The sequence below is a fragment of the Streptosporangium sp. NPDC002544 genome (genome assembly GCF_040295965.1).
Lineage (GTDB): Bacteria > Actinomycetota > Actinomycetes > Streptosporangiales > Streptosporangiaceae > Streptosporangium.
The window spans coordinates 48,816-62,068 of sequence record NZ_JBEOWJ010000046.1 but is presented as its reverse complement, the minus strand read 5'-3'; the positions used below and the strand labels follow the sequence as shown (position 1 = coordinate 62,068).

At 70.0% G+C, this 13,253-nt stretch carries 10 protein-coding genes; 5 read left to right on the top strand and 5 right to left on the bottom strand.

Annotation, left to right across the window (positions count from 1 at the left end):
* The first annotated feature begins 62 nt into the window (after positions 1-62).
* Complete coding sequence (locus tag ABT061_RS43150) at positions 63-749, top strand: nucleoside/nucleotide kinase family protein (protein ID WP_350929264.1); 687 nt, start codon at positions 63-65, stop codon at positions 747-749.
* A gap of 165 nt (positions 750-914) precedes the next feature.
* Here ABT061_RS43150 and ABT061_RS43145 read toward each other — a convergent pair whose 3' ends face one another.
* Positions 915-1,667: a GNAT family N-acetyltransferase gene (locus ABT061_RS43145; RefSeq protein ID WP_350929262.1), complete on the bottom strand. Its 753-nt coding sequence runs from the start codon at positions 1,665-1,667 to the stop codon at positions 915-917.
* Positions 1,664-2,404: an iron-containing redox enzyme family protein gene (locus ABT061_RS43140; RefSeq protein ID WP_350929259.1), complete on the bottom strand. Its 741-nt coding sequence runs from the start codon at positions 2,402-2,404 to the stop codon at positions 1,664-1,666. Before ABT061_RS43140 ends, ABT061_RS43145 begins: the two co-directional genes overlap by 4 nt.
* Before the next feature lie 661 nt (positions 2,405-3,065).
* Here ABT061_RS43140 and ABT061_RS43135 point away from each other — a divergent pair.
* The 4 genes from ABT061_RS43135 (at position 3,066) to ABT061_RS43120 (ending at position 7,403) form a co-directional block, all read left to right on the top strand.
* Positions 3,066-4,430, top strand: coding sequence for an FAD/NAD(P)-binding protein (locus ABT061_RS43135; protein ID WP_350929257.1), 1,365 nt, complete (start codon positions 3,066-3,068; stop codon positions 4,428-4,430).
* 245 nt (positions 4,431-4,675) lie between these two features.
* Positions 4,676-5,272 (top strand): molybdopterin-binding protein, encoded by a 597-nt coding sequence (locus tag ABT061_RS43130; protein ID WP_350929255.1) that lies wholly within the window; start codon positions 4,676-4,678, stop codon positions 5,270-5,272.
* A 38-nt stretch (positions 5,273-5,310) separates the two neighbouring features.
* Entirely contained in the window at positions 5,311-5,886 is a 576-nt protein-coding gene (locus ABT061_RS43125) for a TetR/AcrR family transcriptional regulator (RefSeq protein WP_350929253.1), read from the top strand.
* Positions 5,887-6,293: 407 nt separating this feature from the next.
* Entirely contained in the window at positions 6,294-7,403 is a 1,110-nt protein-coding gene (locus tag ABT061_RS43120; RefSeq protein WP_350929251.1) for a DUF6745 domain-containing protein, read from the top strand.
* A 151-nt stretch (positions 7,404-7,554) separates the two neighbouring features.
* Here ABT061_RS43120 and ABT061_RS43115 read toward each other — a convergent pair whose 3' ends face one another.
* The 3 genes from ABT061_RS43115 to ABT061_RS43105 form a co-directional block, all read right to left on the bottom strand.
* Positions 7,555-10,056 carry an ATP-binding protein gene (locus ABT061_RS43115; protein ID WP_350929250.1) on the bottom strand — a complete coding sequence of 834 codons (2,502 nt, stop codon included), beginning with the start codon at positions 10,054-10,056 and terminating at the stop codon, positions 7,555-7,557.
* 674 nt (positions 10,057-10,730) lie between these two features.
* The gene (locus tag ABT061_RS43110; RefSeq protein WP_350929247.1) at positions 10,731-11,825 is read right to left on the bottom strand and encodes a tetratricopeptide repeat protein; all 1,095 of its coding nucleotides are present in this window, start codon (positions 11,823-11,825) and stop codon (positions 10,731-10,733) included.
* Entirely contained in the window at positions 11,815-13,110 is a 1,296-nt protein-coding gene (locus ABT061_RS43105) for an MFS transporter (protein ID WP_350929245.1), read from the bottom strand. Before ABT061_RS43105 ends, ABT061_RS43110 begins: the two co-directional genes overlap by 11 nt.
* Positions 13,111-13,253 lie beyond the last annotated feature (143 nt).

Sequence of the window (13,253 nt, the reverse complement as noted above, 5' to 3'; positions counted from 1 at the left end):
CGCCGGGTCAGCCGGACGACCCGGGCTGGAGGACGGGGGGCGGCTCGGCTAGGTTCGGGGAGATGACCTCCCTCGACGAACTCGCCGCTCGGGCCCGCTCCCTCGTACGGGAGGGGCACCGCGCGCTGCTGGGCATCACCGGCGGTCCGGGGGCCGGCAAGACCACCCTCGCCGAGCACCTGGTCGAGATGCTGCGCCCGGTGCCTCCCGAGGGGTTGCCGGCGCGGGAGTGGGTGGCGTACGTGCCGATGGACGGCTTCCACCTCGCCGACGTCGAGCTCGACAGGCTCGGGCGCCGCGACCGCAAGGGGGCGCCCGACACCTTCGACGCCGCCGGCTACGCGGCACTCCTCCGCCGCCTGCGCGAGGACGAGGACGACGTGGTCTACGCGCCGGCCTTCGAGCGCGACCTGGAGCAGCCGGTCGCCGGCAGTATCCCGGTCACCCGGGCCGCCAGGCTCGTCGTCACCGAGGGGAACTACCTGCTGCTCGACCAGGGCGACTGGTCACGCGTACGGCCGCGGCTCCACGAGGTCTGGTACTGCGACCTCGGCCCCGACGAGCGGGTGCGCCGCCTCGTCTCCCGCCACGAGTACTTCGGCAAGGATCGCGACGACGCGGTCGCCTGGGTGCTGGGCACCGACCAGCGCAACGCGGACCTCGTCGCCACCACCCGCTCCCGCGCCGACCTCGTCATCCCTGACGCGGTCCTCCGCTCGGTCGGCTCCCCCGAGAAGACGGCCGGCTGACCGGGAGCCTTCCTGCGGGCGTCCCGGCTCCGGAACGCCCGCGGGCGGGGAGCCGGTGCGGGGATCCCCGGCCCGGCGAACTCCTGATCGAGCGGCCTCTCGCCCGCGGGGAGCGGGGTACCGAGTCCCCGCGGACTGAGGTCGTGCACCGAAGGCGGAGCGGGGTCAGAGGCGCATCCCCTGGATGTGGGCGGTGCCCTCGGCCGAGAGGTTGTCCATGTGCCGCCGCAGTTCCGCCGCGGTGAGCCCGAGGCTGAGCCGGTGTGCGATCACGCGTACGGTGTCCTGGTAGTGGGCGGAGAACTTGTCCGTGTCCGGGAACGCCTGCCAGCCGAGGCGGCCGAACAGCAGGTGCTGCCCCTGGCCGGTGCCGGACGTGCTGAGCAACAGGGAGGCACCCAGGGCGTGGCCGGCCGCGACGACCGCGTTCACCATCCAGCTGCCCAATCCCTGGCCCTGCAGCTCGGGAGCCGTGGCCAGCCGACCGGCTTCGAACACCGACGCGGCGGGAACCTGCATGTTCGCGAGCATGTCGGCGTACTCCCGGTCACCGAGGTGGCACCGAGTCTGGAAACGGGGCGCCAGCCCCGGGGGTGCCAGGCGGGCGCAGCCGACGATCTCCGTACCGCCCTCCAGATAGGCGATGAGATGGTAGGAGCCCAGGTCGAGACTCTGCGCGTCGACGTAGTCGGTGTCGGCGACCCGGAAGCTCGGTCTACTGCCGTTGTCGTACAGGACCCACGCACGGAACCGGCGGACCGCCTCCAGCCACTCCGCCGGCTGCTCGAAGGGTGACTGCCGGTGAACCCGAAGGTCGACCATCAGGCCTTCCCCGGTGTCCACGGAACCCGCCTCGCGCCACATCCTGGTCTCGGGGATCGGGAAGCGCAGCTCCTGTTCGAGCGGCTGAGCGCTCACGCGCCGACCTTGTCCGATTCCAGGTCGGCCTTCGCGAGATCGAGGCATTCGGCCATGAAGGCCGCGTACGACGTCAACGCGGTCTTGCCTGTCTCCACCATCAGGTCCAGCGCGTCGGGGAACTGCTTGAGGAGCTCTCCGAGCTGCCGCTGGTTGAAGGCGGTGTGGCCGGCGTCGAGTTCCACGTGCTCGGCCAGGAAGCTGTAGCACGCCGTGTCCGGGCCGAAGACCCGCTGGCAGTTGACGAGCAGGGTGGGGCCGATCGTGATCGACAGTCTTTCGATCTCGTACTCGATGGCGAGCTGGAGGAACGGCTTCGGCCCCGAGATCACCTTTTCGTGGAGCTTGGCGTAGAAGTTCGTGCTGGCCAGCGGGGGAGTGGCCAGCAGGAGCTCGGTGTCGAGCGGCTCGCCGAACCTCTCCTGCCACCAGCCGGCGATGGCCTTCGCGTCGTCGACCATCATCCGGTCGTGACCGGCCTCCGCCCTGGCGTGCGCCTTCAGCGCCTTCGCCAGCTTCTCCATGCCCAGCTCGCCGCAGCGCGCGCCGGCACTGGAGATCCAGTGCTCCACGTCATGCGTCATGTGGACGCCGTGTGCGTTGAAACGCAGCATCCAGCGGGCGAACAGCCTTTCGTCGGAGACGGCGGAGGAAATCTCGGAAACGGCCGCGTCTTCGAGGAAACGCCGACGGCTGGCCTGCAGTGATCCTTCGTACTCGTCCATGACCGTGCTCAAAGGAAGTCTCCCTGGTCTGTCATCCGTAGGATGATCATGAGGCGATTGTTCGGCGGCGGGGCTTCTCGGTAAGTCGGCCTCAACAGAGCCTGAACAGCTGGAAATCCCAGACGTCCGTCATCTCTGCCGCGTCCGCCACATCGAACTTGTCGATGTAAAGATGCATCGTCCCGGCTTTGGTGTCAATGGATTCCTCGCGCGTTCCGGACTTCACGGGATCGACGTCGGCGATGTGATTTCAATCTTGAAGAGTCCCCGCGGGGCCGGTATCGCCGCTCGTCCCCCTTCCGAACACCTGGGATGGATCGCGGCCGTCGATTCCGTGAAGTCCGGTGCCGTCCGGAGGCGGCCGAGGGGGCCGCAGTCCGATGCTCGTATTTGTTTCAGCCGAAAACGTCGTTTTCGGAGGGGGAGAAAGAACGTTCACGTGCCGGGGTGGACGCCGCCGTCATGGCGGGCCGGGAGTCGCCCGACGGGCACGTTTCTCCGGTGAGGTCGGCGCAATGCGGGCGCGCACGAGGTGGACGTCGCCGGTCGGCCGGGTGGGGGCGGTTGAGATCGCCGGCATCCCTGGTTCGCCCCGCTGTGGCCACCGATGAGCTCTCGAAACAAGAGGGATGGCCTATATAACCTACATGTTTAGTGGATTATCGTGAGTGGCATGTCGAGTTCTCAAGTGGTCGCCGTCGTGGGCGGCGGCGCGAGCGGCACCCTGGCCGCGGTTCACCTCCTGCGCGAGGCGCGGGTGCGCGCCGTGCCGCTGGAGGTCGTGATGATCGACCGGTACGGGCGGCACGGGCTGGGGCAGGCCTATTCCACCGTCGATCCCCACCACCTGCTCAACGCCGGCGCCGGCAAGATGAGCGGGCTGGAGGGCGACGCCGGCCACCTGCTGCGCTGGGCCCATGATGCGGGGCTGGAGGTTTCCGGCTCCGATTACCTGCCCCGGCGGATCTACGGGCGTTACCTGCGCGCGCTGCTGGACGGCGCCGAGGAGTGGCCCGTCCGGGTGGTGCGCAGGGTGACCGGTACGGCCGAGGCTTTGACCGGCGATCCGGGCTTGCGGGTGCATCTGTCCGGCGGTGGGCACGTCGAGGCCGGCGCCGTCGTCCTGGCGCTGGGCAATCGCGCCCCGGCGGCCTGGCCGCGCGTCGTGGCGGCCGGGAGTCCCCGATACGTCGCCGACCCGTGGGCGCCGGAGGCGCTGGCCCGCGTCGGCGACGGCGCGCCGGCGCTCGTGCTGGGAACCGGGCTGACGATGGCGGATGTGGCGGTCACCGTGACCGGGGCGCACCCGGATGCGGTGGTGTACGCGGTGTCCCGGCACGCCCTGCTGCCGCGGCCGCACCCCGATCCCGTGCCGCCCCCGGTGGCGACGCCGTTCCCGGACGGGCCGCTGGGCATCGCCGCCCTGCTGCGCGCCGTGCGCGTCGCGGTCAGGGACAACGGGGGCGACTGGTGCGGCGTGGTCGACGGCCTGCGGCCGCAGACCCAGAGCCTGTGGGCCCGGCTCTCCCTCGATGACCGGCGGCGGTTCCTGGACCTGGCCGCCCGCTACTGGGAGGTCCACCGCCATCGGATCCCGCCCGCCACCGCCGCCCGGATCGCCGCCCTGCGGGCCGCGGGCCGCCTTCACGTGCTGCGCGGGCAACTGGTCCGGGCCGTGACCGGCCCCGGCGGGCTTCGCGTCCACCTGAACACCGACGGCGGCGCGGTCAGGGAACTCGACGTCGGCTGGCTGGTCAACGCCACCGGCCCCGGCGCCGACATCGCCCGCGACCCCTTCCTGGCCGCTCTCCTCGCCACCGGCACGGCTCGGCCCGACCGTCTGGGGCTCGGCCTGGAGGCCGGCCCCGGCGGCGTGGTCCTGGACGCGGCCGGACGGCCGGACGGCCGGATCTTCGCCCTGGGCCCGCTGCTGCGCGGAAGCCTGTACGAGAGCACCGCGATCGCGGAGATCCGCGCCCAGGCCGCCGCCCTCGCCCCCTGCCTCCTCGACGCGATCACCCTCGCTCCCCGCCTCTGAAGGAGGGGAGCAGCCTCTGCGGGAGAGGCCGGGGAAGGATTCGGAGCGAGGGATCACGCCGAAAAATTGACGCGTTCGCTCTCTGCGGGATGCGGATGCGAGAAGAAATCTCGACAAGCTCTCGTGTCTGCCATAGTTATGTGCATTTACCCTTGCATATGCGTGTGATCGAGACGCAGGGCGGGAATATTGCGGTAAAGGTCCATGTCCATGACCTGATCACGGGCGAGGGAGGGCTGAGGCCCATGTCGATCGACGTCCCCGATCGTGTCCGCGCCGGCGGGCGGCTGCGCCTGTCGGGCGACCTGTCCCTTCCCGGACTGTTGAGCATGGCCGATCTGCGGGCCTTGCCGCAGCGGACGGTGGAGGTCGGCTTCGCCTGCCGCACGTCGGGAACCCGGCACCACCGCTTCACCGGCCCCCTGCTCCTGGATGTGGCCCGCGCGGCCGGGCCGGTCTTCGACGCCTCCGAGCGCAAGGACCGGCTGCGGTTCCTGGTGTCGGTGCTGGGGCGCGACGGCCATCACGCGGTGCTGTCGTGGGGGGAGATCGATCCGGAGTTCGGCGATGTCCCGGTGCTGGTGGGCGTCCGGATGGACGACGACGACCTCGACGCGCGCGGGCCGCACCTGGTGGTGCCCGGAGACCGGTGCGGAGGACGGCACATCAGCGAGGTCGTCGAGATCCGCATCTGCGCGGACGCGCGCCTGTGGAAAGAGACGCCGGACGACCTGAAAGGAATGGAGGGCGTACCGGATCGTGTCGGCCGCTCGTCCCCGAGCGGTGCCGGAGCCGCAGATCATTCCGGTGCGGAGCCCGGAACCGCCGTGCCCCGGCCGTGACGGTTGGTCCTCCTGCCCGGGACACGGATCCGGATAGTATGGCCCGCGTGAGCAGGAGTGATCAAAAATATCCTTATCATCACGGTGACCTGCGACGAGCTTTGCTGGACGCTGCCATGGAGGCCATCGCGAAGGACGGACCCGCCGCGCTCAGCCTGCGCGACGTGGCCCGCCATGTGGATGTCTCACACGCCGCGCCCACCCATCACTTCCGCAACAAGACGGGCCTTCTCACCGCGATAGCCGTGGAGGGTTACCATCGGCTGGCCGACGAGTTGGCGCGAGCGCGGGCGGTTGGCGGGCTCGCCGAGCTCGGCGTCGCCTACGTGCTCTTCGCCACCGGTAACCGGGCGTACTTCGCGGTCATGCGCGCCACCGACCTGCTCGACACCAGGGACCCCGAATTCGTGGCCGCTCGCGAGCGAACCGGGCACCAGCTGCTGCGCGGCACGGCGAGGCACCCCGGTTCGGCCGACTGGACCGTCGCCCTGGCGGCGTGGGCGCTCATGCACGGTCTTGCCAACCTGTTCGTGGAGGGCAACATCCAGCCCGAGCCGGGAAGTGACATCGAGGAGCTGACCCGCGCTCTCACCCGTCGGCTGGTTCCTCGCTGACCTCAAGATGACGGCCGCCCCGCGCTCGGCCGGGGCGAGGACCGTCCCCGAGGGCCTTGCCGTGCGTTCGAGCCTCGCGCACAGGGCGGAGCGCGCCCGCGGCCCCGCCATGAGGCAGCGCGACTCGGCGGGCCGCGTCGGCAGAGGCCGCATCCGGGAGCGTGCGACGGACGATTCGCGACGTCGACCCCGTGAGCCAAGGTGCGGGTGCGCTGGGCGCCAAGCATCCACCAAGAACGGCAGGCGAAGCTGGTGTCCGACAGTCCGGCTCGGACCTCGTTATGTGACAGGAGATCCGTCAGTCCTGTCCGTATCCGACGTGCGAATGGAGAGAACACTTGAGCACCATGTGTCCATCCGCCTTCGGGGGTGATCTCACCTCTGAACACGAGGAAATCATTGAGGCCGTGCTCCGCGAGTGGATGGACTACGGACTGTCCACCGTGGCCGTCGACAAGGACAGGGCGGAATGGGCCGTGCGCCACGCGTACGGCGCCGCCGGGCTGGACGTCCCCTCTCTCGTGATATGGGCCGACTCCCCGATGGAATGTCTGTCGACCGTCACGGCCTTCGACCGGCTTCCCCCCGCGAACCCCTCGTGGGAGCGGTCCGTGGAGGTCCGCCGGAGCGGGCTCGGCGACGACCTGCGGGTTTCCAGCAGGAGCCAGGTCAAGGAGGAGCTCAAGGACCGGCTCAAGGACCAGATGCACGACCGGCTGAGGGCCCGGCTGGGCAACCAGCTCTGGGACCGGTTGCGGAGCCGGCTCAAGGAACGGCTCTGGGAGCAGCTCTGGCGGCAGCTCAGAGCCCAGCTTGGCGGCCAGCTCCTCGGCCGGCTGTGGGAGCAGTTCCGGTCCGAGACCTGCACATACGTGTGGGGGATCCTCGACATCTGGCGCGAGGCCTATTGGATCGCACTGTACACCTGCGCTTTCCGGATAGCCGGGCTGGAGCCCGGCGAGCGTCTGGAAACGCTGGCGGAGGCGAGCCGGCACCTCGGCTGGTGGATCCCGCTGAACGGGACGGTGGTCCTGTCCGAACGTCCCGTCGCCATCCTCCGGGACGACGACCATCGGCTTCACTGCGAAACCGGCCCGGCCCTTTCCTGGCCCGACGGGTACGCGCTGCACGCCTGGCACGGCATCCGGGTCCCCGAGTGGGTCATCACCGATCCCACCCCCGAGGCCATCCTGGCCGAGGGGAACGAGGAGATCCGCAGGTGCGCCATCGAATCCCTCGGTTGGTACCGCTACGTCGCCGCCGCGGGGCTGAAGCTCGTCGCGGAAGCCGCCGACCCCGGTGATCCCGGCCGCACCCTCTCGCTCTACGACGTGCCGACGCAGGTGTTCGGGGAGCACGTCCGCGTCCTGCTGTCCGCCGACGGTGGGAACGAGCGTGACGGGGCCCCGGGCAAGTCCGGGCTGATAGTCCCCGTCGAGACGGCCACGCCGCTCGACGCGGTCGATTGGAGCCGAGGGTTGACCGCCGATCGGTACAGGCCGCCGTACCGGGCCTGACCACGGTACGCGCGAATGGCCGGTCGGCGGTGGCCGCCCGAACACTGAGGAACATGTTCGAGGCGAGTTCCGGTGGTCCTCGAATCCCTCCGGAAATCGTTTCGCGGGGACATCGCGATGCCAGGGGTGGTGCCCGCGGTGCCCTTCCCCGTCACCCGCCTCCGCCGCCTCGGCGAAACCGGCGGCTCATGGACGGAGCCTGCCTGTACAGAGGTGCACGGCATGGGTCGCGATCCACCGCCTCCGGGCTCTTCGGCCGCCTGGTCGTGGCCTGCGCCTCGTCCGCTGCCTCGGTGAACCGGGTCGCCTCCTCGCCCCCGAAACCCGCGACCTCGAAGGCGAGTGAGGTGAGCAGCAGGCAGCGTGCCGCGCGGTCGCCCGCGGGCAGCAGGGAGAGCGCCTCCTCGATGACCTGGACGACCTCCTGGAAGCCCTTGTCGCCACCCCCGGTGCCGTATACCGCCGGCTTGTCCAGTACGCCGACGACCCGTGCGGTCAGCTCGGGGTCGGCGTGCGGAAGGGCCAGCTGGATCGCCCGCTTCCACAGCTCCCTGGCGTCGTCCAGCTCGTCGCAGAGCGCCAGAGCGGTGACCCGTCGCACGAGCAGTTCCAGATCCTCCTCGTCCGCGAATTCGATCGCCCGTCCCCAGAGGGAAGCCGCCTCGCGGTACGCCGAGCGTCCTTTGGCTCGCTCGGTGGCGAGCACGCAGTGGCGAGCGGCGGCCGAGGGCTTCCCGCTCGCGGCGAAGTGGTGGGCCACGGCGGCGGCCTCGCGCGGGCGGAGCCGTTCGAGAGACGCGGCGATCCTGCCGTGGGTGCGGATCTGCCGCAGGCGGGACATCTCACCGTAGAGCGCGTCCCGGGTGAGGGCATGGGTGAAGCGGAGCCCACCACCCTCGGGCTCGACGAGCAACCCGGCTGTCAGGGCCGCCTCGACCGCTTCCACGACGACTTCCTCGCCGTTGCCGTTCACATCGATCAGCACGTCGATGTCGAAGTCCCTGCCGATGACCGCCGCCTCGCTCAGCACGCCCCGGATGGACGCGGGCAGGCGGGCGAACCTGCGCCGGAGCACGTCGCGTATCCCCGCGGGCACGGTCGACAGGGCGGCGTCCTCGCCCTCCGTGGCGATCAGGCGGGCGGTCTCGCGCAGGAAGAAGGGGTTGCCGCCGGTGCGGTCGGTTACGGCGGCAAGCACGCCAGGCGTCACCGCCCTGCCCGAGACGGAGGCCACGAGCCGCTCCGCCGCGTCCTGGTCGAGCCCGTCCAGGACGATGCGGAGCGGCTCGTGGCGGGCCAGCGTGGCCAGTGTCTCCGCGAGTCCGTCCGCCTCCTCCTCGCGGAAAGTGCCGACGATGAGGACCTCGGCGTCCCTCAGCTCGGAAACCAGGTCCACGAAGATGGCCAGCGTCTCATCGTCGGCCCGGTGCAAGTCGTCGAGGACGAGCAGTAGCGGGGAGACCCGGGCCACCTCCGCCAAATACGCCGCCAGGTCGCGGCGGAACCGGAACCGCTCGGCGGTGAGGTCCGCGTCGCCGTGGACGGGGTACGGGGCATCCGGATCGGCGAGCAGCCGCCGGATCCGCGCGGCCACCGCCTCGGCGGGGGCCACGCGAGCCGTGAGAGTACGCAGAATCTCCACCCACGCCCATCCGGCCGGAGCTCCGCCGGTCTCCGGGCAGCGGCTGACGGCGGCCTGCCGACCAGAGCGCGAGTGTCCGGCGACGACCGCTTCCACCAGGGCGGACTTTCCTATGCCCGCCTCACCGCTGATCAGCGCGATGCCCCGGGACATCCCGGCGAGCAGGGCCAGTTCCCTCTCCCTGCCGAAGATCGGGCCGAGGGTCTCCGGACCCGCCTCGGCCCTTACCCGGCGGAGTCTCTCCGGCGAGGACAACGTTGTGGAGGAGGTCATGTGCTCCAACGGCTTGTTCGCGGCGACCGGCCGCGCGATCTCGGGAGATTGCGAGAGAATGTCGGCTTCCAGCCGTTGCAGCGCCGGACTCGGGTCGACGCCGAGTTCCTCGGCGAGGGTGTGGCGGGCCTGTCTGAGTGCGACGAGCGCGTCCCCCTGCCGGCCCTGGTGGTAGAGGGCGATCGCGAGCAGCCGCCATCCCTCCTCCCGTAGCGGGTGTTCGGCGAGGTGGGCGCGCAGGTCGGCGATCACGGTGCCCGGCGAGTCGAGTGTGATCGCCGCGGCCGCGCGGTGCTCGACGGCCATGGTGTGCAACTCGTCCAGGCGGGCGATCTCGGACAGCGCCCAGTCGGCCGTGGCGAACTCGGCGTACGCCGGTCCCCGCCAGATCTCGATTGCCGCGTCGAGCTCGCGCAGAGCCGCTCGGGCGTCTCCTGCGCCCAGGAACGCGGCTCCCCGCCGAGCCATGTCCTCGAACCGCCAGGCGTCCGCCTCCTTGCTCCGTATGGCATAGCCGGGAGAGACCGTGACCAGCACCTGGGGCGGGGTGCCCGCCGCGCGGTCCGATTCCAGGACGCGCCGTAGGTTGGAGACGTAGGCGTGCACCGAGGTGACGGCGCTTCCCGGCGGGTGGCCGCCCCACAGGTCGTCGATCATGCGCATGATCGGCACGACCTGGCCGCGGGCGACCAGTAATCGCCCGAGAACCGAACGCTGTCGTGGTGCCCCGAGGTTCACCGGCCCTCCGGCGCCGATTACTTCGAACGCTCCAAGAACCCGAAATGCCACCATTAATGCCCACTCAGCATCGAGCGTCGGCAGGCCCGGACCTGGCACGTGCCACTTCCGGAGTTCGGACATGGTGATGCCGCAGCCTGCCGCGCAAGCGTGCCCACGCCGGTCTTCCGCGAATCAGGACGACTCGCGGGCGGACCGGCAACGGGATTTCCGACGGATCCCACGACCGCGGTCATCGGGAGGACCAGGCCGACCATGCCGGGGTCGGCGCCCGTGTGCGGTGCGTGAGGGGGAGAAGGAATGATTCAGTACCGACTGCGGGCACGGCGTCGTCACGAGGATACGCATCCGCCGAAAACATCGATCACCACCCCGCGCGACCGCCCCATCACATCATCGTGGAGAGGCTCCGCGGAGAGTTGGCTCGTCGTAGTGGATGAACAGGCCGCGTGCGGGCTGGCGTGACATGGGCGTCTTCCTGTGGGGGCGGCTTGGTTCTGGACTGCGGAACCGAGCGGTTTGAACGCAATCACAATCACCGATCTCCCTTGAGGAGAGCTTGGAATCCACTGCAAACCCTGGCAGTGGCCTCGACCACCTGGTTGACTCCCGTCAGGGCCCCCTTTCGGCGCTGTGCGCGCCGCTGCCGGCGCGACGCACGCGCGCCCGCTGATTTACCGGGCTTCCGGTGAGCTCATCAACCGCCGACAGGCGTCGAGGTTGCCGAGGCAGGCCAGCCGGACGGGTTGGTCCCGCTCCACCACGCCGTCAAGCAGGTTCAGCGCCCGCTCCAGGAACGTCACGGCCTCATTCGGCCGGCCGCTCCCGCGCAGGGTCGCCGCGAGGTTGTTCAGGGCCACGGCCAGCTCGGGATGGTTCTCGCCCAGAAGCTCTTCTTTGATCGTGAGCACCTTGCGATAGGTCGCCGCAGCCGCTTCCAGATCCCCCCTGGTGTACTGGAACGCGGCGAGGTTGTTCAGCGTCGACGCGACCTCGTAGTGCTCGGGCCCGAAGTGCTCCTCGAAGACGGCGAGGGCCTCGCGCAGCAGCCGCTCGGCCTCCTCCTCCTTGCCGAGCTCGCGCAGGATCGCGGCGAGCGCCACCTGGTCGCCGGAGACCTCAGGATGGGCGGGGCCGTGTACCAGCCGCCGGATCTCCACCGCGCGGCGGGCGAAGGGCTCGCCGAGCGCGTGGGTGCCGCGTGCGTGGTTCAGCCCGCCGAGGTTGTGATTGATGTCGGCGAGGTAAGGATGGTCCGCGCCGTGCAGGGCTTCGACGATCTTCAGAGCGCGCTGGTACGACCGCTCGGACTCGTCGAACCGACCGGTGTACTTGTGAAGTACGCCCAGGCTGTTGCAGACCCGGACGACGGCGAGGGAGTCAGGGCCGCAGGATTCCTCCGCCAGGACCAGCGCGTTCCTGAGCATCACGTCGGCGTCGCCGTAGCGCCCCCTGGCCCGCAGCAGGTCGGCGCGGTCCACGGTCACCCGTAGCCGGATCTCCGGATCGCCCGTCCGGGTGACCACGGCCGCGCGTTCGAGGTGGCGTTCGGCCTCATCGTGGCGTCCGAGGCGCCGGCACAGCCGGCTCGCGAGCATCAGGGCGTCGGCGAGATCGCCATCGGCGTCCGGGTGGCCCGCGCGGGCGCCGCCGGTGAGATCGCGGACGGCGACCATGACGCCGTCGTACGCCTCCGCATAGCGGCCTGCCCGCTCGTGCTCACGGGAGAGGTCGAGGTCCGTCATGGCGGGTGTCTCTTCAGCCGTCATGCGAGCCGCGCTCCTGTGCCACCTCGACCGCCTCGATGGGAGCCGCTTCGGCGGAGACCCCGTTCACCGACGGGGGAAGGAACCGCTCCAGCCGGATCGCCTGGCCGGCCACCAGGACGAGCACCCCCACCAGCACCATGAAGAGCGCCGAACCGTAGCCGGCGCCGAGCGCCATACCCGCCAATCCGGGGCCGACGACGTAACCACTGGTCCATGCGAGGGTGTACGCCCCGTTGTACCGTCCCCTGTTCGAGTCGTCGGCGAGATCGTTGATGATCGGCGGGATGGTCGGGGCGAGGAATGCCTCCCCGATGGCGAACAGCGTCAGCGCGATCGTGAATCCGGTCAGGGCGATCCCGCCGCCTCCCAGTAGCGGGGTGACCAGTACCGTCGCCCACGCCGCGGCCATCAGCACGGCGCAGAGCGCGAACCCGCGAGTTCGGCGCCGGCCGGTCATGAGACGGAGCACGAAGAGCTGGGCGACCACGACCATGCAGGTCTGCACGATGAAGGTGAAGCGCAGGCCTCCGGCGTCGAGCCCGCCGACCTCGGTGGCGTAGATCGGATAGGCGGTGTAGTAGGCCACGAACCCGCACACGACCACGGCCACCACCAGAACCCAGATCCTTCGCAGCATCCGGTTCGAAACCACCTCGCGATACCCGCCCGCGACGGCGGTGATCGGCGTTTTCTGGATCTGCGGAGGATTATGGGTGAACCGGGCGATCAGCATGGCGAAGATCAGGAACGTCGCCGCGTCCAACAGGTAGAGGATCACGAAGCTTCGCAACGACGAGAAGCTCACCACGAACGCTGCCACCAGCCCTCCGGCGCTGGCACCGGCGTTGACGGCGGCCTGCCGGACCGCGAAGGCCTGCGCCCGTAGCTCCGCGGGCACCGAGCCGCCGAGAAGTGACTGGAAGGCCGGTGCCGTGATCGCGATGCCGAGCCCGTACACCCCGGCCGCGAGAAATCCCTGCAAGGCCGACTGGATGACCGCCAGACCCGTGGTTCCTGCGGCGACGATGACAAGGCCCGCCACGCTGGTCTGCCGCGCGCCGAAGCGATCCGAGAGCAGACCGCCGAGAGGGTTTCCGATGAGTCCCGCGGCCGCGATCATCGAGAAGATCGGCCCTGCCAGGGCAAGGTCGATATCCCGCATGCGGTGCAGGTAGATGAGGAAGAAGGGCAGTGTCATCCCCGTGCCGAGCGCGGACACGGCATCGCCGCTGAGAATGAGCCAGGTCCGTCGTGGAAGACGCGGCAGCAATCCGCGCACCGGCATCCGTTTCACCTATCTTGCTCGTCGTCTGTGGTGGTCCATGGATTCAGCAGGGACGTCTTTGAACCCGCCGCTCCTCGCCGGAGCGTTTCCGGCGAGGAACGGCGGTCGATGATCGGCTGTCCTAGAGGACGGTCTCGCTGTGG